16 protein-coding genes are annotated in these 24,132 nt (G+C 65.3%); 8 read left to right on the top strand and 8 right to left on the bottom strand.

The genetic code is table 11. The annotated features are described in order from the left end of the window. The first annotated feature begins 637 nt into the window (after positions 1-637). Positions 638-3,901: a TonB-dependent receptor gene (locus SB4_RS15945; RefSeq protein ID WP_082670240.1), complete on the top strand. Its 3,264-nt coding sequence runs from the start codon at positions 638-640 to the stop codon at positions 3,899-3,901. Between the two features lie 477 nt (positions 3,902-4,378). Then, positions 4,379-7,483, top strand: a complete 3,105-nt coding sequence (locus SB4_RS15940) for a TonB-dependent receptor (RefSeq protein ID WP_082670239.1) — start codon at positions 4,379-4,381, stop codon at positions 7,481-7,483. 72 nt (positions 7,484-7,555) lie between these two features. On the opposite strand, the gene clpB is transcribed toward SB4_RS15940, so the two are convergent. Beyond that, complete coding sequence (gene clpB, locus SB4_RS15935) at positions 7,556-10,135, bottom strand: ATP-dependent chaperone ClpB (protein WP_058753359.1); 2,580 nt, start codon at positions 10,133-10,135, stop codon at positions 7,556-7,558. Positions 10,136-10,349: 214 nt separating this feature from the next. Here clpB and SB4_RS15930 point away from each other — a divergent pair, with 214 nt between their 5' ends. The 4 genes from SB4_RS15930 to SB4_RS15915 all read left to right on the top strand — a co-directional run bounded on the left by SB4_RS15930 (position 10,350) and on the right by SB4_RS15915 (position 16,312). Further along, positions 10,350-13,196 carry a M16 family metallopeptidase gene (locus SB4_RS15930; protein ID WP_058753358.1) on the top strand — a complete coding sequence of 949 codons (2,847 nt, stop codon included), beginning with the start codon at positions 10,350-10,352 and terminating at the stop codon, positions 13,194-13,196. 12 nt (positions 13,197-13,208) lie between these two features. Then, on the top strand, positions 13,209-13,508 hold the full coding sequence (locus SB4_RS15925) for a hypothetical protein (protein ID WP_058716715.1): 300 nt from the start codon (positions 13,209-13,211) through the stop codon (positions 13,506-13,508). 140 nt (positions 13,509-13,648) lie between these two features. Beyond that, on the top strand, positions 13,649-15,454 hold the full coding sequence (locus tag SB4_RS15920; protein ID WP_058753357.1) for a DUF885 domain-containing protein: 1,806 nt from the start codon (positions 13,649-13,651) through the stop codon (positions 15,452-15,454). Positions 15,455-15,499: 45 nt separating this feature from the next. Continuing rightward, the gene (locus SB4_RS15915; protein WP_058753356.1) at positions 15,500-16,312 is read left to right on the top strand and encodes an energy transducer TonB; all 813 of its coding nucleotides are present in this window, start codon (positions 15,500-15,502) and stop codon (positions 16,310-16,312) included. A gap of 9 nt (positions 16,313-16,321) precedes the next feature. On the opposite strand, the gene SB4_RS15910 is transcribed toward SB4_RS15915, so the two are convergent. From SB4_RS15910 to glmM, 7 genes are all read right to left on the bottom strand, one after another. Further along, positions 16,322-17,377 carry a 5-(carboxyamino)imidazole ribonucleotide synthase gene (locus tag SB4_RS15910; RefSeq protein ID WP_058753355.1) on the bottom strand — a complete coding sequence of 352 codons (1,056 nt, stop codon included), beginning with the start codon at positions 17,375-17,377 and terminating at the stop codon, positions 16,322-16,324. Between the two features lie 4 nt (positions 17,378-17,381). Continuing rightward, complete coding sequence (purE, locus tag SB4_RS15905) at positions 17,382-17,861, bottom strand: 5-(carboxyamino)imidazole ribonucleotide mutase (protein WP_058753354.1); 480 nt, start codon at positions 17,859-17,861, stop codon at positions 17,382-17,384. A 105-nt stretch (positions 17,862-17,966) separates the two neighbouring features. Further along, positions 17,967-18,518, bottom strand: coding sequence for a hypothetical protein (locus SB4_RS15900; RefSeq protein ID WP_153006284.1), 552 nt, complete (start codon positions 18,516-18,518; stop codon positions 17,967-17,969). Beyond that, positions 18,515-19,417: an N-acetylmuramidase domain-containing protein gene (locus SB4_RS15895; protein WP_082670238.1), complete on the bottom strand. Its 903-nt coding sequence runs from the start codon at positions 19,415-19,417 to the stop codon at positions 18,515-18,517. The genes SB4_RS15900 and SB4_RS15895 overlap by 4 nt, the downstream gene beginning before the upstream one ends. 130 nt (positions 19,418-19,547) lie before the next feature. Continuing rightward, entirely contained in the window at positions 19,548-20,234 is a 687-nt protein-coding gene (gene gpmA, locus SB4_RS15890) for a 2,3-diphosphoglycerate-dependent phosphoglycerate mutase (protein ID WP_058753352.1), read from the bottom strand. Positions 20,235-20,291: 57 nt separating this feature from the next. Beyond that, on the bottom strand, positions 20,292-20,516 hold the full coding sequence (locus tag SB4_RS15885) for a DUF1272 domain-containing protein (RefSeq protein WP_058753351.1): 225 nt from the start codon (positions 20,514-20,516) through the stop codon (positions 20,292-20,294). Next, positions 20,516-21,856: a phosphoglucosamine mutase gene (gene glmM / locus SB4_RS15880; protein ID WP_058753350.1), complete on the bottom strand. Its 1,341-nt coding sequence runs from the start codon at positions 21,854-21,856 to the stop codon at positions 20,516-20,518. The genes SB4_RS15885 and glmM overlap by 1 nt, the downstream gene beginning before the upstream one ends. 98 nt (positions 21,857-21,954) lie before the next feature. Here glmM and SB4_RS15875 point away from each other — a divergent pair, with 98 nt between their 5' ends. After that, positions 21,955-23,199, top strand: coding sequence for a dicarboxylate/amino acid:cation symporter (locus tag SB4_RS15875; RefSeq protein WP_058753349.1), 1,245 nt, complete (start codon positions 21,955-21,957; stop codon positions 23,197-23,199). Next, positions 23,196-24,132, top strand: a 937-nt coding sequence (locus tag SB4_RS15870) for an aldo/keto reductase (protein WP_058753348.1), incomplete at its 3' end; no start/stop codon positions are given. The genes SB4_RS15875 and SB4_RS15870, both read left to right, overlap by 4 nt.

Genomic DNA, 24,132 nt, shown 5'->3' with positions numbered 1-24,132 from the left:
TTGGGTTTGGACCCTAGTGGTCCGCCACTAGTCTGGCCTCGCAAGAGCCAGCCCTCGAAAAACGCGCCGATCCGTCGAGATTATAGTCTGAGCTGACATCTTAAAAATCTCCAGTTTGTCGGCGATAGATCCGATCACCTGCGGCGCATATGTATAAAAAGCGATGCGGGGCAGCGGCGAACTTTCGGCCATAAAATCTTCGCAAACGCAGGGTCTGATGATGGATGCCGGCTTTTATACTGGCGAGCTTTTCCAGGAAAAGCGCGTGAATTTGCAGGTGAGCTCTTATTTCTTCTGCGTCGTACTATCACCGATAGTTTGTCACCTTCGTTCGTGGTGAAGCACCGGGTTTTGTAAACAACTCAAGCGTATTGGTGTTGTGCATAACCAAAACACCAATACGCTAATGGTGAAAATGCCGACAGCACAAGCAATTCATGCCTGATATTGAAGCAATAGCTCCTCCTTGACCGCTAAAGTGTTGCAATTTTTCCACAGAGCGACTGCAAAAAGTATAACATGTCAAAATCTGTTTGTGGGGTGCGGTCATTGTGCTGACATATGTTTGTCATCGTCCGACCGAGGCGATGCATTGATTTCGCCGGTCAACGGCCACGAAGGGGGAACATATAGCGTGATGGAACGGGGATTTTTCTCACGGGCAGTGCTGCGCAACGGTGCGGCGCTCCAGGCTCTGGCGATGCTGGGGGCAGGCGTCGGCGCGGTGACGCTGGCTGCGCCCGCCGCGGCACAGGACTATACTCAGGTGAACGCGACCGGCCGTGTCATGGGCACCGATGGCAAGCCTGTCGGGGGTGCGACCGTGACGGTGACGTCCGCGGCGCAGGGCTTCACCCGCACCGCGACGACGGAGGCCGATGGCTCGTACGTCATCTCTGCGCTGCCGCAGGGAACCTATAGCTTCACCGTCGCCGCCGATGGTTATGATAGCTTCACCGATCCGGCAGTTCGCCTGATTCAAGGTCGCGCTGCGAACCAGTTCAACCTCCAGCCGGTAAATGCGGGCACCAGTGGCGAGATCATCGTCACGGCCGGTCGCGTACAGGTGGTCGATTTCAGCAGCAACACGATCGGCCAGACGGTCGATGTGGCCGACGTTGCCACGCGCATCCCCGTCGGTCGCGATCTGACGTCCGTCGTGCTGCTCGCGCCGGGTGCTGTCGGTGGTGACAATCGTTTCGCCGCGCTCCCGTCGATCAACGGGGCGTCGATCTCGGAAAATGTGTATTATATCAATGGCTTGAATGTCACGCAGTTCCGCAACGGACTCGGTGCGGCGGGTGTCCCGTTCGAATTCTACCAGACGGTGCAGACCAAGATCGGCGGTATCCCGGCGGAGTTCGGTCGCTTTACCGGCGGCATGATCAACAGCACCACCAAGTCCGGCTCGAACGAGTGGCATGGCGGCGTGCTGTTCAACTGGCAGCCGAACAGCCTCATGTCGAAGACGCGCAATACCTATGCTGCGGACAATGATTCATACTATTCGGATCGCCACGAGTTCATCGCCCAACTGTCGGGTCCGATCATCAAGGACCATCTGTTCTTCTACGGCCTCTACAATGCCCGCGATATTCGCGATGGCCAGGGCTATACCGGCGTCGCGTCGGCCACCGGCACAGGGGCCAATGGTTGCGCCAGCAATCCGGCGCTGTGCGCCAATTTCGCCGATCTGAACACCTTTAACCAGCAGATCGTCGGCACCTCCTACAGCCAGAACCGCAACACCAGCCCGTTCTGGGGTGGCAAGATCGACGCGGTTATCGTCGACGGCCAGCGGCTTGAGGCGACCTATTGGAACACCACCGGTCGTCGGATCGAGAATGTCTACGGCACCAGCCGCTACACGCTGGCGAGCGGGCTGCGCTACAATCTGAACACCAACAATCCGGGTGGGTACATCGCCACCAACATCTACCAGTCGGGTGGCGAAAACTACGTCTTCCGCTACACGGGCAGCTTCACGCAGTGGCTGACCCTGTCGGCGGCGTACGGCGTCAACAAGAACCGCGAAACCACCGAGTCGAGCCTGCCCAATCTGCCGTCGGTGACCGACCAGCGGAACGGGGCCAATAGCGGCATCGGCAACACGCTGAGCAACGCATCGTTGAATTTCGACAAGCGCACCTTCTATCGCGCGGATGCCGATGTCCGGTTCGAACTTCTGGGATCGCATCACATTCGTGGCGGTTACGATCGGGAAGACCTCGACGAAAATTCGATCAGCGTTGCCAATGGTGGTGCGCAATATACGCTGCTGACCGCTTCGGGCGCGGCAACGACGATCGATCCGGTCATCGGACTGCCGGGCGGCACGAGCTATATCAAGGGGCGTGTGTTCCGCACGGGTGGCCAATTCTCAACCCGCAACACGGCCTTCTATGTTCAGGACGACTGGCATCTGCTCAACGATCGCCTGAACCTGAACCTCGGCGTTCGTAACGATCGGTTCGAGAACAAGAATGGCGACGGGCAGACCTTCTTCCTCGCCAAGAACCAGTGGGCGCCGCGCCTGGGTGCTAGCATCGATCCGCTGGGCGATGGCCGCACCAAGTTCTTCGGGTCCTATAGCCGTTACTTCATCCCCGTTGCGGTGAACACCAACGTCCGACTGGCCGGCGGCGAACTCGATTATGACGCCTATTACCAGTTCGCCGGGCTTATGGCCGACAACACGCCGATCCTGGGCGCGCCGATCACCACCGGCGCTGGCTTTACCGCCTGTCCGAACAATTCGCCTGCGGGAACGGCCTGCACCCTGCGCAACGACGGAACCGTGCCGAGCACCGCCTCGGTGGTGGCATCGAACCTGAAGCCGCAGTCGGTCGACGAGATCGTCTTCGGTGTGGAACGTCGGCTCGGCAACCGCATCAAGGTGGGCTTCAACTTCATCCAGACGAAACTGAACAACTCGCTGGAAGATGCCGCGCTCGATCAGGCGATCATCCCCTACTGCATCTCGCAGGGCAAGGCGGCGGCGGATTGCCGTTCGATCTGGAACGGCGTCCATCAGTTCGCCCTGATCAATCCGGGCCGCGACGTGGCGGTCACGCTGAGCGATCCGCTGCCGGGCGAGGCAAACCCGCGGACCGTGACGTTGTCAGCGGCTTCGCTGCAATATCCGCGGGCGCAGCGCACCTATCGCGGCGTCAACCTCACGTTCGAGCGGGAATGGGATGGCAAGTGGTCGCTGAACGCGAACTACACCTACTCGAAGAATTACGGAAACATCGAAGGTGGCGTCCGGTCGGACAATGCGCAGTCTGACGCCGGTCTGACGACGGCCTTCGACCTTCCGGTGCTGGTCAACGGCACCTTCGGGTATCTGCCCAACGATCGCCGCCACAACTTCAAGGCATGGGGTTCGTACAAGTTCGCGGACTGGCTGACGCTCAGCTTCAACGGCTCGGTCAGTGCACCGCGCAAGTTCGGCTGCTATGGTCGTCCGCCAGCGAGTGCCGATTATGACGCGACCGCTCCGGGCGGCATCACTGGTCTGTATTACACGACCAGCGGCGCCTATTGTAACCTCGTCAACGGATCGGTCGTTCGTAATCCGGCGGGCTTCACTGTCATCAACGACCCGTTCAACCGGGCCGGTGGCGCGCGCCCCAGCACGTTACAGGTCGTAAACCGCGGTTCGCAGCTCAAGTCGGACTGGCTGGCGCTGCTCAACCTCGACGCGACGGTGGCCGTGCCGACCGACGCCTTCAACGGCTTTGTACGTCTGTCGGTGTTCAACGTCTTCAACTCGAGGCCGGTCCTGCGCCTGCAGGAAACGGGTACGACCTCGGCCGGTGCGCCGCAGCCGGTCTACTCGCTGCCGACGTCGTACAATGCGGGCCGCTCGGCGCGCATTCAGTTCGGTGTCAATTTCTAACCGGTAGACATTGACGGTATGAGAAGGGGCGGCCCGTCTGGGCTGCCCTTTTTTGTTGTGCGGGTCATTTGGCCAGCAAAATGCCGGTTCATCGTATTTCGATAAATAACAACCATGTTATGATGAAATAATGTATCTTATAATTTTCTGTCTAGTCGGCGGTTCGGAGTAGAATTTAGCTGCAGCGTTATCGCAGAATACCGCGGCCACATTGTTCTGGCGCTTTAAGGCGGTGAAACACATCGGCCACAGGCCGGAAAGCCGCAAGGCGCTGATAGTGAAGAATTTTGGTGTATATGTGCTTTCAAATGCCGCCATTATGTGACTTTCGTGCCCATCAATATCCCTAAACCTCATGATGTAACAAATGTCATTTGTGATGGTTTGTCACTTTGGTGAAATATCCCCTGCATCCGCTCCATCGTGAGGGCGGGAAATAGCGGTCGGCACACCGATCGACAGAGGGGCTTAGACGCGATGAGAAATGGTAGCTTCTTGCGCAGCGTGCTGCGCGGGGGAACGGCGGCGTATGCTTTGGCGATGCTGGGGGCTGGTGTCGGCATGGTTGCGCTGTCAGCGCCGGCGGCGGCGCAGGACTATACCACCGGTGCGATCACCGGTACGGTCGTGGATGCGGGCAATAAGCCTGTGGCAGGGGTCAAGGTGACGCTGCGCTCGCTGGCGCAGAACCAGTCGCGGACCTACACGACATCGGCGACCGGCGGCTTTTCCGCCGTCGGCCTGACCCCGGGTCAGTATCAGCTCACGGCCGAGGGCGACGCCTATCGCACCCAGAGCGACACGATCCAGATCGCGCCCGCCCAGGAGAGCCGCATCACGGTGACCGTGACGGCCAAGGACGCCCCCGCCAACGAAGTCATCGTCACCGGTCAGCGTATCCGCCAGGATTTCACCAAAACCACCACCGGCCTGAACCTGGACGTGGTGGCGACGGCGGCGCAGCTACCGATCGCACGGTCGGTCACCGCGCTGACCTTGTTGGCGCCGGGCGCGGTGCAGGGCGCTCCGGGCTTTGGCAACGTGCCGTCGCTCGGCGGCTCGTCGGTGGCCGAGAATGCCTATTATATCAACGGCCTGAACATCACCAACCCGGACACCTATGTCGGGTCGGCGCGGGTGCCGTTCGACTTCTATCAGACGGTCGACGTCCAAACCGCAGGCTATGCCGCCGAATTTGGGCGCGCGACCGGCGGCGTCATCAACGCCACCACAAAGTCGGGCTCCAACACCCCGATGATGGCGATCCACGGCAATTTTGACGAGACCGGACTGCAATCGAGCAGCCCGAATATCGGCACGCCGACCAATCCCTCGAACATCGGTCGCCTGGCGCATACCGCTACCCAGGCGCTGAGCATCGAAGCCGGTGGTCCGATCATCAAGGACCATATCTTCCTCTATGGCCTGTACCAGGCCAACGACATTGTGGGCAAAGGCGCGTCGCCGATCGCCAACAACTATTTCCGATCGATCAGCACCGATCCGTTCTACGGCGGCAAGCTGGATATCTATGCGACGCCGACCCAGCATCTCGAATTCACGATGTTCGACACGCGCCAGACGACGCGGACCGACAATTACACCTTTACCCCCAACGCCAGTTTCACCGGCGGCACACCCGGCACCTACACCGGCAGCCAGAAGTATAAGCAGGGCGGCTTCAATTGGGTGGGCCGCTATACCGGCAGCATCACCGATTTCTTCCAGATTTCGGGCGCCTACGGCATCAACCGCGACTCGAACGACTCGATGCCGCTGGACACCTCGTCCTATTACGTCATCGACCGCCGCACCGCGACGACCGGCGGCTTGGCCAAGACCATCTCGGGCCAGCCCTATAGCGGCAATGCGATCAACGATACGCAGCGCAAGTTCTGGCGGATCGACGGTGACCTGCGTTTCGAGATCCTCGGGCGTCACCATGTCCGCTTCGGCCTGGACAATGAGGATGTCAGCGAAACGAAGATCACCACGCTGAACGGCGGCCTGCCGATCCAGTATGACTATCGCGATATCGGCGTGCGGCTGATGTATGAGCGACTGGGCGGGTTCGTTTCGGGCAACGACCGCGCTTATTATGTGCAGGACAGCTGGGAGCCCGCGCGCGGCCTGACCATCAACCTGGGTGTGCGCGACGACGAGTTCCAGCAGTCCAACCTGTCGGGCCAGCGTTATCTGTCGCTGAAGGACAATATCGCGGCGCGTGTCGGGTTCAGCTGGACGCCGGGTGGCGATTCGCGGTTCCGCTTTATCGGCAGCTATGGCCGCTACTTCATCCCGCCCGCGATGAACCTCGGCTTCCGTGGTCGCGACCTGTATTTCCGCGAGTATTTCGCCTATCCCACCGGTTACACGGCGGCAAACTTCCCGGTCGATGTGCAGACCGGCCTGCCGCTGCTCAACCTGGGTCCGGCGCTGACGACGCTGGGCGGCTCGGGCTATTCGTCCAACTGCCCGACGAACATCTCGGCGGCACCGGGCAATCCGGTCAACGGCCAGGGCACCTGCCTGATCTTCGGGGCGGGCGTGCAGGACCCGGCGGCGGCCAAGATGGCGGTCGGGGCCAAGCCGACCTATGAGGACGAATTCGTCCTGGGGGCACGGTTCCGGGTGAGCGAGCTGTTCTCGGTCGGCCTGACCGGCACCTATCGCAACCTGGGCCGTGTGTCGGAAGATACCGACTTCGCACCGTTCCTGGCGAATTACTATTGCAATGGCGGTGCCAATGCCTCGGCCAGCCAGTGCGATTTCTACCAGAACAACAGCGCCTATTATATCTGGAACCCGGGTCGGTCGTCGCAGACGGTGCGGGACTGGGTCGATCCGACCAAGACGGTGACGCTGACTGGCCTGGCCTTCCCCAATCCGAAGCGTCAGTACAGCTCGCTGGTGTTCGACTGGAAACGGGCGGATGACGGCATCTGGTCGCTCCAGGGCTCGATCACCGTGGCGCGCTCCTATGGCAATTACGAGGGCACGGTGAAGTCCGACGCCGGCAACGGTGCGCAGTCGGATGCAGGTTCGACGCAGGATTACGACTATCTGGGTCTGACCGACTATTCGACCGGCCTGCTGCCCAATGACCGAACCTTCGTGTTCAAGACCTTTGGCAGCTATCACGTCACCGACAATCTGTCGTTCGGCACCAATGTGCTGGTCCAGTCGCCGCAGCGGCTGAGCTGCATGGGCTATCACCCGACCGATGCCAATGCGGCGGGTTACGGCGCGTCGAGCTTCTACTGCGCCTATGGACCGCTGAATGCGGCGGGCAACTATACCGCGACGCAGCCCTCGCCGCGCGGCACTGGCCTGAGGACGGACTGGGTGAAGCAGATCGACCTGTCGTTCCGCTACGTCCTGCCCCAGTCGCTGGGCTTCAACCGCTTCGTCGTGCGGGCGGATGCGTTCAACATCTTCAACTCGCAGCCGATCACGCAGCGTTACGTGCAGCACGAAAACCAGAAGGCGGGCAATCAGTACACGCCCGATCCGCTGTACGGCACGCCGCTGGGCTATCTGACGCCGCGTTCGGTGCGGCTGGGCTTCGACATCCTGTTCTGATCGAACGGATTGTCGGCCGTCCTGGGGGGCGGGAAGGGGGGAGCGAGGGCCGTGGTCCTTCGCTCCCCTTTTTTACGCGACCGACAGCGCCAGCTTGCCGTCGCCTTCATCCACGGTAACGGTCGACCCGTCCTTCACATTCCCGCGCAGGATTTCCTCGGCCAGCGGGTCCTGCAAATGGCGCTGGACCGCGCGGCGTAGGGGCCTCGCGCCGTAGACCGGGTCATACCCCACCCGGCCCAGCCATTCGCGCGCGGCGTCGGTCAGGTGCAGGCTGATCTTGCGATCGCTGAGCAGCTTGGCGACGCGGCCGACCTGGATATCGACGATCGGGCCCATATGACTCTGGCCCAGCCGGTGGAACAGGATGATCTCGTCCAGCCGGTTGAGGAATTCGGGGCGGAAATGACCGCGCACGATCTCCATCACCTGCGGCTCGACGCTCTCGACGCTTTGCCCGTCCTCGACCGCCGCCAGATACTGGCTGCCCAGGTTCGAGGTCAGGATGATCAGCGTGTTCGAGAAGTCGACCGTGCGCCCCTGGCCGTCGGTCAACCGGCCGTCGTCCAGCACTTGGAGCAGCACGTTGAACACGTCGCCATGCGCCTTTTCCACCTCGTCGAACAGCACGACCTGATAGGGCCGCCTGCGCACCGCCTCGGTCAGGACGCCGCCTTCCTCATAGCCGACATAGCCGGGAGGGGCACCGATCAGCCGGGCGACGCTGTGCTTCTCCATGAACTCGCTCATGTCGATGCGCACCATCGCGCTGGGATCGTCGAACAGGAATTCGGCGAGCGCCTTGGTCAGCTCGGTTTTGCCGACGCCCGTCGGCCCCAGGAACAGGAAGCTGCCCAGCGGCCGGTTCGGGTCCTGGAGCCCGGCACGCGCGCGGCGGACGGCGGTGGAGACGGCGCGGACCGCATCCTCCTGCCCGATGACGCGCTTGCCCAGCACTTCCTCCATGCGCAGCAGCTTCTCGCGCTCGCCTTGGAGCATCCGGTCGACCGGCACGCCGGTCCAGCGGCTGACCACGCCCGCGATATCGTCGGCGGTGACTTCCTCGCGCAGCATCGCACCCTCGGTCGCGGACTGCGCCTCGGCCAGTTGCTTCTCCAACTGCGGGATGCGGCCATAAGACAGCTCACCGGCTTTCGCGAGGTCACCGCTGCGCTGCGCCTGGTCGAGTTCGATACGCGCCTGGTCGAGCTGTTCCTTCAGCTTCGCCTCGCCCGCAATCTTGTCCTTCTCGGCCTGCCAGCGCTGGGTCAGCGCGTGCGATTGTTCCTCGAGATTGGCGAGTTCCTCCTCCAGATGCTCCAGACGGTCGATACTGGCGGCGTCGCTCTCGCGGCGCAGCCCCTCGCGCTCGATCTTCAGGCGCAGGATGCGGCGGTCGAGCGTTTCGATCTCCTCGGGCTTGGACTCCACCTCCATGCGGATGCGACTGGCGGCCTCGTCCATCAGGTCGATCGCCTTGTCGGGCAGGAAGCGGTCGGTGATGTAGCGGTTCGACAAGGTCGCCGCCGCCACCAACGCACCGTCGGTGATGCGCACGCCGTGATGGAGTTCGTACTTCTCCTTCAGCCCACGCAGGATCGAGATGGTGTCCTCGACCGTGGGCTCGCCGACAAAGACCGGCTGGAACCGCCGCTGGAGCGCGGGGTCCTTCTCGACATATTTGCGATACTCATCGAGCGTGGTCGCGCCGACGCAATGCAGCTCACCGCGCGCAAGGGCAGGCTTCAAAAGGTTGGAGGCGTCCATCGCCCCGTCGCCCTTGCCCGCGCCGATCAGCGTGTGCATCTCATCGATGAACAGGATGATGTCGCCCTCGGCGGCCTTCACCTCGTCGAGCACGCCCTTCAGCCGTTCCTCGAACTCGCCGCGATATTTCGCGCCCGCGATGAGGGCGCCCATATCGAGCGCCATCAGCTTGCGGTCCTTGAGCGTGTCCGGCACGTCGCCATTGGCGATGCGCAGCGCGAGCCCTTCGGCGATCGCGGTCTTGCCGACACCGGGTTCGCCGATCAGCGCGGGGTTGTTCTTGGTCCGGCGCGCCAGGATCTGGATGGTGCGACGGATTTCCTCGTCGCGGCCGATCACGGGATCGAGCTTGCCGTCGCGCGCCACCTGGGTCAGGTCGCGGGCGAACTTCTTGAGCGCGTCATAGCGGTCCTCCGCCCCCGCCGTGTCGGCGGTGCGGCCCTGGCGCAGCTGTTCGATCGCGCCGTTCAGGCTCTGCGGATTGACGCCGCCCGCCGCCAGCGCCTTGCCCGCCGCATTGGTCGAGGCCAGCGCGAGAGCCAGCAGCAGGCGCTCGACGGTGACGAAGCTGTCGCCCGCCTTCTGCGCGACCTGTTCGGCTTGGTCGAGCACGCGGACCAGATCATTGTCGAGGCCCAGCGACGACTGCGCGCCCGAGCCGGAGACGGCGGGGATCTTGGCCAGCGCCGCATCGGTCTCGCGCTCGACGCGCTTGGGATCGCCGCCCGCCGCCTGGATCAGGCCGGACGCCATGCCCTGATCGTCCTCGATCAGTGCCTTCAGGAGATGTTCGGGGGCAATACGCTGATGGCTGTTGCGGATCGCCACGGTTTGCGCGGCTTGCAGGAAGCCTTTCGCGCGGTCGGTGAATTTTTCGAGGTTCATCTGGGGTTCCTGTCGCTTTCCAGGTCAGATGGTGTTGCAATTTGGCAACACAAGGGGTTGGCGCAATTTCGCTAGCCGCAACATGGGACGGCCGTTTCGATAACGAAAGGGTGTCCGCGAAAAGCTTGCGAATTCCGTTCGTCTGCGCGGGATTGCGGTCCGCCGCGCGTCCGCTATGCTCACACCATACACCGAGTGGGGAGACTCAAAAGCTATGCGTATCAAGTCCGTGGCGCTGACCGGCGCCGCCGCCCTTGCGTTCGTCGTGCCGGGGCAGGCCGTGCTGGCCCAGGCCACCAACGCCGCCGCGACGGCGAAGCCCGCGCCCGTCTCGACCCTCGTGAAGGCGGTCGACATTCCCTATCAGACCTTCACCCTGAAGAACGGGCTGCGCGTCGTCGTCCATACCGACCGCAAGGCGCCCGTCGTCGCGGTCAGCGTATGGTATGACGTCGGCTCGAAGCATGAGCCCAAGGGCAAGACGGGCTTTGCGCATCTGTTCGAGCATCTGATGTTCAACGGCTCGGAAAATGCGCCGGGCGACTTCTTCGCGCCGCTCAAGTCGGTCGGTGCCACCGACTATAACGGCACCACCTATTTCGACCGGACCAATTATTTCGAGACGGTGCCGACCGCCGCGCTCGACCGGGCGCTGTTCCTGGAATCGGACCGCATGGGCTATCTGCTCGGCGCGGTGACGCAAGGCGTGCTGGATGAGCAGCGCGGCGTCGTCCAGAACGAGAAGCGCCAAGGCGACAACCAGCCTTACGGTCTGACCCAGTATAAGATCACCCAGGGACTGTTCCCCGCCGACCATCCCTATGGCCACACCACCATCGGTTCGATGGCCGATCTGGATGCCGCCTCGCTCGACACGGTGAAGGACTGGTTCCGGAGCCATTATGGCCCGAACAACGCCGTGCTGGTGCTGGCGGGCGATATCGACGTCGCCACCGCCAAGCCGCTGGTCGAGAAGTATTTCGGCGCGATCAAGCCGGGTCCGAAGAGCGTGCTGCCGACGGTCACCATCCCGACGCTGCCCGCGCCCGTCAACGAAGTGATGAAGGACCGCGTGGCGGCGGTCATGATCAGCCGTAACTGGGCGGTGCCCGGGCTGAACGATCCCGAGACGGCGTCGCTGGTCGTGGCGGGTTCGGTTCTGGGCGGGCTCGCCTCGTCGCGGCTCGACAATATCCTGGTGAAGCAGGAAAAGCTGGCGGTGCAGGTGTCGGCGGGCGACCGGCCCTTCGCGCAGGTCGGCATGTTCAACATGACCGCGATCGTGCGCCCCGGCGTCGATCCGGCGGTGGTCGACAAGCGGATGCAGGAAATCCTCGCCGATTTCCTGAAGAACGGCCCGACCGCCGATGAAGTACAGCGCGCCGTGACCCGATTCGTGTCGGGGCGTGTCCAGGGGCTGGAATCGGTCGGCGGCTTCGGCGGCAAGGCGGTCGCGCTGGCGGAAGGCGCGCTCTACTCGAACGATCCGGGCAAATACAAGAAGCAGCTGGAAGGGATCGCGGCGCAGACGCCCGCGACCGTCAAGGCGGCGGCGAACAAGTGGCTGTCGCGTCCGGCCTATACGCTGACCGTCGTGCCGGGTGCGCGCGATGCCTATGAAGAGGCCAAGGTGCCGCCGCGCGCCGATGCGCCCGCCGCCCCCGACCAGCCCGCCAAGGGCACGCGCGGAGCGCTGCCCGATGTCGGACAGGTCAAGCCGTTGAGCTTCCCCGCGGTCGAGCGCAGCCGCTTGGCGAACGGGATCGAGTTGATCTACGCCCAGCGTAACGCGGTGCCGGTGACGCAGATCGCCATGTCCTTCGACGCGGGTATCGCCGCCGACGTGCCGGGCAAGCTGGGCACGCAGCGCATGGTCCAGTCGATGCTCGATGAGGGCACGACCCATCGCAACACCATCGCGATCGCCGAGGAGCAGGAGCGGCTGGGTGCGACGATGGGGTCGAGCGCGACGAACGATCGCACCGTTGTCGGGCTGGACGTGCCGAGCATCAACCTGGCCCCCGCGCTCGACCTTTATGCCGATATCCTGCGCAATCCGGCCTTCCCCGATCCCGAACTGGCGCGGGTGAAGGCGCAGACGCTGGCGGGTATCAAGCAGGAGCTGACCAGCCCGCAGGGGCTGGCCGGCCGCGTCCTGCCGCCGCTCGTCTATGGGCCGACCAGCCCCTATGCGAAGGCGCAGGGGGCGGGTGACCCCGCTGCCGTGGCGGCGATGACCCGCGAGCAGCTGGTCGCGTTCCAGCAGGCCTGGCTGCGCCCCGACAAGGCGAAGATCTTCGTCACGTCGGACCGTCCGCTGGCCGAGGTGAAGGCCGCGCTCGACCGCGTGTTCGGCGACTGGCGCGGCACCGGCGCGGCGGGCGTGAAGAACTTCACGGCGGGCCAGCCCTCGGCACCCAAGATCGTGCTGGTGAACCGTCCCGACAGCCCGCAGTCGATGATCCTGGCGGGCGCGCCGACGTCCTTGAAGGGCATCGACAATCTGTTGGTCCAGAACACCGCCAACGACGCGCTGGGCGGCAGCTTCCTCAGCCGGATCAACACCGATATCCGTGAGAACAAGCACTGGTCCTACGGCGTGCGGGGCGGCTTCCAGACCTCGGAATTCGCCGCGCCCTACATCATGTCGGCCCCGGTCCAGGCGGACAAGACCGGCCCGTCGATCGACGCGCTGCGCACCGACGTGGCCGAGTTCCTGACCACCAAGCCGATGGATCAGGCGGAGTTCGACCGCGCGATCACCGGTGCGATCCGCTCGCTGTCGGGCAATTTCGAGACCTCGGGCGCGGTGCTGTCGGCGATGCAGGCCAACGACCTGTATCGTCGCCCGGACAATTACTATGCGACGATCACCCAGCGTTATCAGGCGATGACGCTGCCGGAGCTGAACAAGTCGATCCAGGCGGCGTTGAACCCCAAGAGCTTCGTCTGGGTGGTGGTCGGCGATGCCAAGACGGTCAAGCCGCAGCTCGACACGCTGGGCTTGCCCGTCGAGGTGATCGAACCCTCGGCGGTCATCGCCGCCCCGGCAGCGCAATAAGGGAGAGTGAGAATGGCCGATATCGACGGGACCTGGAACTGCATCGTCAAGTCGCCGCTGGGCGACCAGGAGATGACGCTGACCGTCACGACCGAGGGTGATCGCTTCACCGGTTCGGGCGGCGGCCAGATGGGCGCGATGGATATCGAGGGCGACGTGTCCGGCAACACGATCAGTTGGAAGATGTCCATTTCCTCGCCCATGCCGATGACGCTGGACTGCGAAGCGACCGCCGATGGCGACACGCTGACCGGCTCGGTCGGCGCGGGCGCGTTCGGCAGCTTCCCGCTGTCGGGCACGCGCGCAGGGTAATCCTCGCGCTTCGGATGGGGGAAGGGCGGTGCGTCACCCGGCGCGCCGCCCTTTTTCTTATGCCGCTCATTGTCAGATAACCGGTTCAATTCCGGTCGGATTCCGTTACGCTGCGCCTGAAAACCATAAAGGGGACGGGCATGATCGATCGGCGGCATTTCCTGAGAGGCTCGGCGGCCTTGGCCGTGGCGGCGGGCAGCGAGGGCGTCGTGGCCCAGAATACGCCCTCCCGCCAACTCACCGCCTTGTTCGACACGCTGGTCCAAGAACAGCTTCGCCGCAACCCGGAGGCCGCGACCAGTCTCGGCCTCGATACCGGCGCCAATGCCGATCTGCGCAGCAGACTCTCCGACCAGTCGCCCGCCGGGATCGCGGCGGGGAAGGCCGCTACCAAGGCCGACCTGACCCGGCTGGAGGCGATCGACCCCGCCAGCCTGTCGCCCGAAGAGCGGATCGACCTGGAGTCAGTCCTCTACACCCGTCGTTCGGCCCAAGCCGTGCAAGCGTTCGACTTTGGCGGCAGTTCCTATGGCCCCAGCCCCTATGTCGTGTCGCAGCTCTCGGGCGCGTACCAGTCGGTCCCCGACTTCCTCGACACCAAGCACAAGATCGCGAGTGCGGGCGACGCCGACGCCTATCTGATGCGATTGCGCGCCTTTGCCTCGCAAATGGACGCGCAGACCGAGCGGATGCGCCATGATGCGGGGCAGGGCGTGGTGCCGCCCGACTTCATCCTCGACCTCGCGCTGGAGCAGATGGCCAAGACCCGCCAGCCCGCGTCCGACGCGCTGGTCGTCCAGTCGCTGGCCCGTCGTGCGAAGGACAAGGGGCTGGGCGACCGTTATGCGCAACAGGCCGCACAGATTTACGACGCCGAAATCCTGCCCGCGCTCGACCGCCAGATCGCCTATGCCAAGACGCTGCGTACCAAGGCGACGCATGACGCGGGCGTGTGGAAGCTGCGCGAGGGCGCGGCCTATTATCCGGTCGCGCTCAAGGCCAATACGACGACCAGCTTCTCGCCCGACGAGGTGCACCGCTTCGGCCGCGAGCAGGCGGCGATGCTGTCCGCCCGGCTCGATACGCTGCTCAAGAAACAGGGTTTCACCAAGGGCACGGTCGGCCAGCGCATGGCGGCGCTCTACAAGAATCCCGACCAGCTTTACCCGAATACCGATGAGGGCAAGCGCGCCGCCATCGCCTATTGCAACGCGCGGCTCGACGCGATCCGCACCCGCCTGCCGCAGGTGTTCGAGCGGATACCGCCCTATGGCTTCGAGGTGCGCCGCGTGCCGCCCCAGACCGAGGCGGGCGCGGCGGCGGCCTTTGCGCAGGGGCCCGCGATCGACGGCTCGCGCCCCGGCCTGGTCTATTTCAACCTGAAGGACAGCGCCGACTGGCCCAAATTCTGCCTGGCGACGACGGTCTATCACGAAGGCCTGCCGGGCCATCAGATGGAGGGCGGGCTGGCGCTGTCCAACACGCGACTGCCGCTGATCCGCAAGATCAACGGCTTTTCGGGCTATGGCGAGGGTTGGGCGCTCTATGCCGAGCAGCTGGCGGACGAGATCGGCATGTATGACGACGATCCGCTGGGACAGCTGGGGTATCTGAAGTTCCTGCTCTTCCGCGCCAATCGCTGCGTCGTCGACACGGGCCTGCATCACCTGCGCTGGACCCGCGAGCAGGCGATCCGCCACTTCGTCGAGGCCGAGGGCGAGGCGGAGGGCTTCGCCACCCGCGAGGTGGAGCGCTACTGCGTCAATCCGGGCCAGGCGGCGAGCTACAAGCTGGGCCATTCGGTGTTCGTCGACATTCGTGATCTGGCGAAGAAGCAGAAGGGCACGGCGTTCGACCTGAAGGCGTTCCACACCGCCGTCCTGCGCCACGGCCGCGTACCGCTCGACGTGCTGCGCCGGATCGGGGAGGAGTGGGCCAAGGCTTGACCGGACGGGGCATCGCGATGATCCTCCTCATGGGAGAACATCGCGATGCATGGGAGTGTTTCGGTCCGGCGGGACAGGGGGCGACAATCGGCGGCGGCGATCGCCACGCTGGCGGTGCATCTGGCGATCCTGGCCCTGTTGCTGTGGTTGACGCCGTTCCAATCGGATTCCAGGCCGGAACAGCCGAGCTTACCACTGATCAACGTCTTCCCTCTGCCGGAGCCGCCGCCGGTCCCTGTCACCTCGCCCTCCCCGTCTCCCGCACCCGTCGAGCGCGAGAGCGTGGTGATCCGGCCGACTGCCGGGAGTGGCGCGCCTCGTAAGGCGCTGGCACCCGAGGCGCAGCAGGCGGCTCCGGCGGCGGTCGCTGCGGCCCCATTCGATCGTGTCGACCTGCCCGCCCCGGTAGCCGCCGAGATTACCGCCGACCTGCCACTGCATACCGGCACTGTCGCCTCCGATGGGAGGGGGGAGGGGCTGGCCAGCGGTCAGGGCACCGGCGGAGAAGGGCGCGGCACCGGTAATGGACGCGGCGATGGCGATGGGCCGGGTCAGGGGCGGTTACGCTTTGCCCTGGCCGAATGGATCGAAAAGCCACCCCAGTCCCTGATCGACGAGGCTTTTCCGAAGATGGCGCGGAGCGGCGGCGTCAATGGGCTCGCGGTACTGCTTTGCGTCGTGCCGAAACCCGGCCGCCCCCAAAGCTGCGCGATCGCGGCGGAACGGCCGGGCGGGCGGGGTTTCGGCCCAGCGGCCCTGGGGCTTTATCCCCGCTTCCGCATCCGCCCGGTCATGAAGGGGGATCAGGTCATCCAGCCAGAGGTGCTGGTGCCCGTGACCTTCACCATCCACAAATAGCGCGTCGGCTTACCGCACCACGCGCGTGATATGCCCCATCTTGCGTCCCGGCCGCGATTCGCCCTTGCCATAGAGGTGCAGGTGCGTGCCCCTTTCGGTCAGCGCCTGTTCCCAGGCATCGTCGCCGATCAGGTTTTCCATTTCCACCCGCGTACCCGTCAGCGACGTATCGCCCAGCGGCAGGCCGCAGATCGCGCGGATATGGTTCTCGAACTGCGAGGTTTCCGCACCCTCGATCGTCCAATGCCCGGAATTGTGGACGCGCGGGGCCATCTCATTGAAGACCGGGCCGTTCTCGGTCGCGAAGAACTCGCAGGCCAGCACGCCGACATAACCCAGTTCCTCGGCGATGCGGATGGCGAGCGCAGTCGCCTCCTCGGCCTGGGCAAGGATTTCGGCGGGCGCGGGCAGCGTCGAACTGCGCAGGATCGCGTCGCGGTGGACATTGTGCGGCGGATCGTAGCGGACCGCCTGCCCGTCTTCCCCACGCGCGATCACGATCGAGAATTCATGGGTGAAGTGGATGAAACCCTCCAGCACCGCCGGACCACCGATCGCTTCCCAGGCGGCGGGCGCTTCGGCCATGTCGCGGATCAGCGCCTGGCCCTTGCCGTCATAGCCGAAGCGCGTGGTCTTCAGGATGGCGGGGCAGCCGATCCGCTCCAGCGCGGCGGTCAGGTCGGCGGCGGAGTTGACCGCGGCCCAGGGGGCGGGGCGACCACCGACCTTTTCGACGAAGCTCTTTTCGGCGATCCGGTCCTGCGCGACGCGGAGCGCGGCGGGAGCGGGATGGACGGGCAGGCGCTCCGCCAGCCATTCGACCGGCGTCACGTCGACATTCTCGAACTCATAGGTCACGACGTCACAGGCGGCGACGAAATCGGCCAGCACCACCTTGTTGTGATAGTCCGCACGGGTCAGCGACGAGGCGGTCTGCGCCGCCACGCTTTCCTCATCGGGAGCCAGTACATGGGTGCGATAGCCTAGCTGCGCCGCTGCCACCGCCAGCATCCGGCCCAACTGGCCGCCGCCCAGAATCCCGATCGTCGAACCCGGCTTCAACATTGGCTTACCCTTGTGGATCAGTGGCGACGCTGTCGGTCTGGCGTTCGCGCCACGCCTTCAGCCGCTCGGCGAGCGCGTCGTCGGACAGCGACAGGATCGACGCGGCGAGCAGGCCTGCGTTGATCGCGCCCGCCTTGCCGATGGCCAGCGTGCCGACGGGAATGCCGCCGGGCATCTGGACGATCGAGAGCAGGCTATCCATGCCCTTCAGCGCCTTGGATTCGACCGGCACACCCAGCACCGGCAGGTGCGTCATCGAGGCCGCCATGCCGGGCAGATGCGCCGCGCCGCCTGCCCCTGCGATGATGACCTTGATCCCGCGATCGGCGGCGGTGGTGGCATAGTCGTACAGGCGCTGCGGCGTGCGGTGCGCGGAGACGACGCGGGTTTCATGGGCGACGCCCAACGCCTCCAGCGTCTCGGCGGCGTGCCGCATGGTTTCCCAGTCCGAAGTGGACCCCATGATGATCCCGACCGACATCATATCCGCATTCCGCCCTGCCCCTGCGGCCCCGGTGCCGAGGGGGAGGGCGCGTGACTAGCGGGCACGAGCGGAACGAGCAACCTTCTGTATACGTCAACCCGCCGCCTACTTTAGCGCGCGGCGCAGCGCGGGGATGGACCGCCCTGCCGGCGTGTCATCGAACTTGCCTGTATAGCCCGGATCGACCTGCCAGCGTCCCTCCTCCTCGCGTAGCACTACGGCAGTGCGGAAATGCGCGTTGGGGGAAGACGCGTCGTAGATCAGGCCGATCCGCTGCCGCTGGCCATCGGGTGGCAGGAAGCCCGCCGCGACCAGGGCGTCGCAGCTATAGGCATCGGTATCGTCGATCCCCAGGGTCATCAGCCGCTGTCGGTCGATCGTCACGCCGCACTGCCCGGCGGACAGGCCGTGATTCTCGACGACCCGGAACCCGGCGAGCGTGACCCGACGCTTGTCGGTGAGCGTGATCGTCACGGGCTTGCCGTCCGGCGTGCCTGGCGGTGTCGCGGCCGGAGAGGGTGAGGGCACCGCAGGAACCGCAACGCCGGGGGCCGCCCCATTGTCGGGCTGGGCGGGAACCGAGCGCGCAGGGGCCCCGCAGGCGAGGAGCAGCAGGGCGGCGGGCAAGCCGATGATCGGGTGGGGGCGCATCCTCATCTTACTCCAGCGGGTTGACGCGCCGGGGCGGGTGTCGCGGGGGCGAACCGCTCATAGGCTCGACGCATTTTGCCGTCATAATCATTCTTGGCGTAATCGGGGCCGTTATAGGCGCGGGCGAACGCGGCCCAGTCGCGGTTCTGGATCGCCTTCTTCATGCCCGGATTGGCGGCGACGAAATGGACGAAGGCCTTCAAATGTTCGGACCGGCGCAGCATCATGGCGTCGACAAAGGCGGCGACGGTGGGATGACCTGCATCGCCGTGATTTTCACCCATGATCTGGAACAGGCCCCAGGACGCCGATTTCAACGCGGCGGTTTCATCCAGCATCGCCGCCCGGCGCAGGCGATCATATTGCCGCGACGACGGGCCGTAACCGCCTGCGCGCGGGGTCGAGATATCCGGATGGCTGCGATTGTAGAGGCCGTGGCTGTGCTTGGCGAATTTGTGCCGCTCGAACAGGATGATCGGGCGGCCCATCATGTCCCAGGGTTCATCCTTGGCCTCGGTATCCGCCACCGCCTTGATCGCGGCGACCTCGCACCCCAGGGTGGTGGCGGCCGTCGCATAATCGGCCTCGGTCAGCGTGTCGCCCTGATGCGCCCAGCACAGCGACCGAAAGATGCGATGCTGCGGTCCGGCGATCTGTTCGAGGTCGAGTCGGGCGAGCGTTCCGCCGCGCGGCGACACCACGCCGTCGGGCACGGCCAGCGCCGCGCCATCCTTCTGAAAGCCCAGGATCGCCCGCGCGGTGGCGGCGTCATACTGGCCGTTGATATCGGGCGGCGGCGCGCCGTCCAGCCAGCGGGCGTGGCGAACCAGCAGACGCTGGATGGCGGTGACATCGTCGGGATGGTTGGGGGCTCCGCGCCCCACGGCCGCTCGAATCGTCGTCATGGCGCTCTTCCTGTCATGGTAACGGGAACAGACGGCCAGACTGCACGATCCGTGGCGCGGATCAAGCCTCGTGCGGTGGGCGCGACCGCCCCATCGGCCAAGCGATGGGGCGGCCTGATGTCGGGATCGCTTAGCGTTCCGACAGATAATAGCGGTCGGTCGGCGTCAGGTCGTCGGCCAGCTCATAGACGATCGGCTGCGCGGTCGGGATTTCCAGGCCGGTGATCTCGTCGTCCGGGATGTTCGACAGATGCTTGACCAGCGCGCGCAGCGAGTTGCCGTGCGCCGAGATCAGCACCCGGTTGCCGTCGCGCAGCGCCGGCGCGATCCGTTCGTCCCAATAGGGCAGGACGCGGGCGATCGTGTCCTTCAGGCTTTCGGTCTGCGGCACCTCGATGCCCTTGTAGCGGATATCGTTCGACACATCGAATTCGCCGCCCGCCTCGGCCGGGGGCGGGGGCACGTCGAAGCTGCGGCGCCAGATCTTGACCTGCTCATCACCATGCTTGGCCGCCGTCTCCGCCTTGTCGAGGCCGGTGAGGCCGCCATAATGACGCTCGTTCAGCCGCCAATGCTTCTCGGTCGGCAGCCAGAGGCGACCCATGGTCTCCAGCGCCAGGTTCAGCGTCTTGATCGCGCGGGTCTGAAGGCTGGTGAAGGTCAGATCGAAGTCCAGGCCCTTCTCCGCCATCATCGCACCCGCTGCGCGCGCCTCGGCGGCACCCTGCGCCGTCACGTCGACGTCCCACCAGCCGGTAAAGCGGTTCTCCAGGTTCCAGGCGGACTGGCCGTGGCGGATCAGGACGAGCTGGGGCATGGAAACTCCTTCAAAGTGATGCGGCCCGCATAGAGCGGCGGGCACGCGGGGTCGAGGTCAGCCGCGAAAACGGGCCTGGGTAGAGGCGGGATTGGCCTTCAGCACGCGGCCCATGCGCGTCGGCCGGTCGAGCAGTTCCCCGCCGCAATCGGGGCAGGTCTCGTCCAGTTCGTCGGCGCATTCGGCGCAGAAGGTCGTCTCCAGCGAACAGATGAACGCCCCGCCCTGGCTCGGGGGCAGGTCTGCGCCGCAGCGCTCGCAATCGGGACGCATCTCCAGCATCAGGCGGCCACCTCGCGCACCACGTCGCAGATGCGGTCCACCAGCGTTTCGACCTGCCGCTTGTCCTCGCCCTCGGCCATCACGCGGATGACGGGCTCGGTGCCCGATGGGCGGATGACCAGGCGGCCGCGCCCGGCCAGTTCGGCCTCGGCGGCGGCGATGACGCCCTGCACCTTCTCATGCTCCAGCGGCTTGCCGCCCGCGAAGCGGACATTCTTGAGGAGCTGGGGGAGGGGATCGAAACGGTGCAGCACCTCGCTGGCGGGCGCGCCCGCGCGCTTCAGCTCGGCCAGCACCTGGAGCGCCGCAACGAGCCCGTCGCCGGTGCGCGCATAGTCGGACAGGATGATATGCCCCGACTGCTCGCCGCCGACATTATAGCCGCGCGTGCGCATCGCCTCCAGCACATGGCGGTCGCCGACCTTGGTGCGGACCAGGCCCAGCCCCTGTGCGGCCAGATGCCGCTCCAGGCCCAGGTTCGACATGACGGTAGCGACCAGGCCGCCACCCGCCAGCCGTCCCTCGCGGGCATAGCTGGTCGCGATCATCGCCATCAGCTGGTCGCCATCGACGACCTGGCCATGCTCGTCGACGATGATCAGCCGGTCGGCATCGCCGTCCAGCGCGATGCCGATATCGGCACCGCTGGCCACCACCGTCTCGGCCAGCGTCTGCGGCGCGGTCGAGCCGACGCCGTCATTGATGTTGGTGCCGTTGGGGGTCACGCCGATCGCCACCACATCCGCGCCCAGTTCCCACAGGGCGGCGGGCGCGACCTTATACGCCGCACCATTGGCGCAATCGATCACGACGCGCAGGCCGTCCAGGCGCAGCGCCTGCGGGAAGGTGGACTTGGCGAAGTGGATATAGCGCCCGGCGGCGTCGTCGACCCGGCGCGCCCGGCCGATCTTGCCCGAGGGGACCAGCGGCACCTTCTGCTCGATCAGGTCCTCGATGGACTCTTCGGCCTCGTCGGACAGCTTATAGCCATCGGGGCCGAACAGCTTGATGCCGTTGTCGGCGAAGGGATTGTGGCTGGCCGAAATCATCACGCCGATATCGGCGCGCATCGAATGGGTCAGCATCGCGACCGCGGGCGTCGGCAGCGGCCCAAGCATCACGACATCCATGCCGACGCTGGTGAACCCGGCGACCAGTGCCGATTCGAGCATATAGCCCGACAGGCGGGTGTCCTTGCCGATGACGACGCGGTGGCGGTGGTCGCCGCGCTGGAAATAGGCCCCGGCGGCCATGCCGACCTTCATCGCCATCTCGGCGGTCATCACCGCGCCGTTGGTCGCGCCGCGAATGCCATCGGTGCCGAAATATTTTCTTGCCATACGGCCTGGTTCCTGCCGGTCTAGAAGGGGAAACATCAACTGGTCGCGTCCCGTGTAGCGTGACCTTTCCAAAAGCTCAAAGACGTCAAAGGCATCCCATGTCCCGCGCCACGCTGATCCTGTTATGCCTTGCCGCCGGTCTGCTGGCGGGCGTGGGCGTGGCGACCCTGTCGCCGCAAGCCGCCGGATGGGGGATCGGCGTGGCGGGGCCGGTGGGGACGCTGTGGCTGAACGGATTGCAGATGACCGTCATCCCGCTGGTCGTCACGCTGCTGATCACCGGGGTGGCGACCACGGCGGAGGCGGCGCAGGCCGGGCGGATCGCGGGGCGGGCGATCGTGACCTTCCTAGGCCTGGTCACCCTGACCGCGACGATGGCGGCGCTGGTCACGCCGGTGCTGCTGCATCTCATACCGATCCCGCGCGGCGCGGCGGCGGCGCTGAAGACCGCGCTGGGCCATGCCGCACCGGTCGGGCCGACCCCGCCGATCAGCGAATTCCTGACCGGGATCGTGCCGACCAACATCTTTGCCGCCGCGACCAACAATGCGCTGTTGTCGCTGATCCTGTTCACCCTGGCCTTCGCCTTTGCGATGACCCGGATCGAGGGCAGCGGCCGGGCGCAGCTGCTGGGGTTCTTCACCGCCATCCGTGATGCGATGCTGGTCCTGATCGGCTGGGTCTTGTGGCTGGCACCCCTCGGCGTCTTCGCGTTGGCCTTTGTTGTCGGGGCGAGCGCAGGGAGTGCGGCGTTCGGGGCGTTGCTCCATTATATCGCGACCATCGCCAGTATCGGCTGCATCGTCGTGCTGATGGCCTATTCCGTCGCCGCCATCGCCGGGCGTGTGCCCCTGCCACGCTTCGCCCGTGCGCTGGCCCCGGCCCAGGCGGTCGCCATCTCAACGCAAAGCTCGCTCGCCAGCCTGCCCGCCATGGTCGAGGGGACAAAGACGCTGCGTATCGCCCCCGCCACCTCCAGCCTGGTCCTGCCCATGGCGGTCGCGATGTTCCGGGGGACGCAGCCCGCGATGAACGTGGCGGTCGCGCTCTATATCGCCGACTGGTTCGGGATCGTGCCCGGCCCGGCGGCGGTCGCGGCGGCGGTGGTCGCGGCGATCCTGGTCTCGCTGGGGTCGGCAAGCCTGCCGTCGCAGATCACCTTCTTCGCCTCCATCGCGCCGGTCTGCGTCGCGCTGGGGGTGCCCGCCGCGCCTTTGGGGCTGCTCATCGCGGTCGAGACGATTCCCGACATTTTCCGGACTCTCGGCAATGTCAGCATGGACCTTGCCGCGACCGCGACCGTTTCGCGCTGGAGCGGCACGATCGACGAGGAACGCCCATGAAATATCGCACTCTCGGCCCTGAGTTCGAGGTTTCCGCGCTGGGCCTGGGCTGTATGCCGATGGCCGGTGTTGGCCGGAATATGTATGGCGAGGCGAACGAGGCGGAGAGCATCGCCACCATCCACCGCGCGATCGAGCTGGGCGTGACCCTGTTCGACACCGCCGAAATCTATGGCCCGCTGGTCAATGAGGAGCTGGTCGGCCGCGCCATTCGCGGCAAGCGCGATGCGGTGGTGATCGCGACCAAGTTCGGCTTTCGTTATGACGAGAACGGGATGATGGGCGTCGACTCCACGCCCGCCAATGTCCAGCGCGCCTGCGAGGGATCGCTCAAGCGGCTGGGCGTCGAGACGATCGACCTGTTCTATCAGCACCGCGTCGATCCGAACGTGCCGATCGAGGAAACGGTCGGCGCGATGGGTCGCTTGGTCGAGCAGGGCAAGGTCCGGCGGCTGGGCCTGTCGGAGGCGAGCGCCGAGACGATCCGCCGCGCCGCCGCCGTCCATCCGATCGCGGCGGTCCAGTCCGAATATTCGCTGTGGGAGCGGGACGTCGAGGCCGACATCCTGCCGGTGGTGCGCGAACTGGGCATCGGCTTCGTGCCGTACAGCCCGCTGGGGCGCGGCTTCCTGACCGGGCAGATCACCAAGCGCGAAGACCTGCCGGAGGATGATTATCGGCGGAACGACCCGCGTTATTCGGTGGAGAATTTCGGCCGCAACATGCAGCTGGTCGAGGTGGTGAAGGGAATCGCCGCTGCGCATGAGGCCAGTGCGGCGCAGGTGGCGCTGGGCTGGCTGCTGGCGCAAGGGCCTGACATCGTGCCGATTCCGGGCTCCAAGCGTCGCGCTACACTGGAGGACTCGATGAAGGCGGCGGAGTTGGTGCTGTCGGCGGAGGATCTGGCGAATCTGGACCAGGCCGCTCCGCGCG

It is taken from the genome of Sphingomonas sanguinis (genome assembly GCF_001476905.1).
Classification (GTDB): domain Bacteria; phylum Pseudomonadota; class Alphaproteobacteria; order Sphingomonadales; family Sphingomonadaceae; genus Sphingomonas; species Sphingomonas sanguinis_B.
Note: the sequence above shows the minus strand (reverse complement) of the source record. Positions and strands in the feature narration are given on the sequence as shown.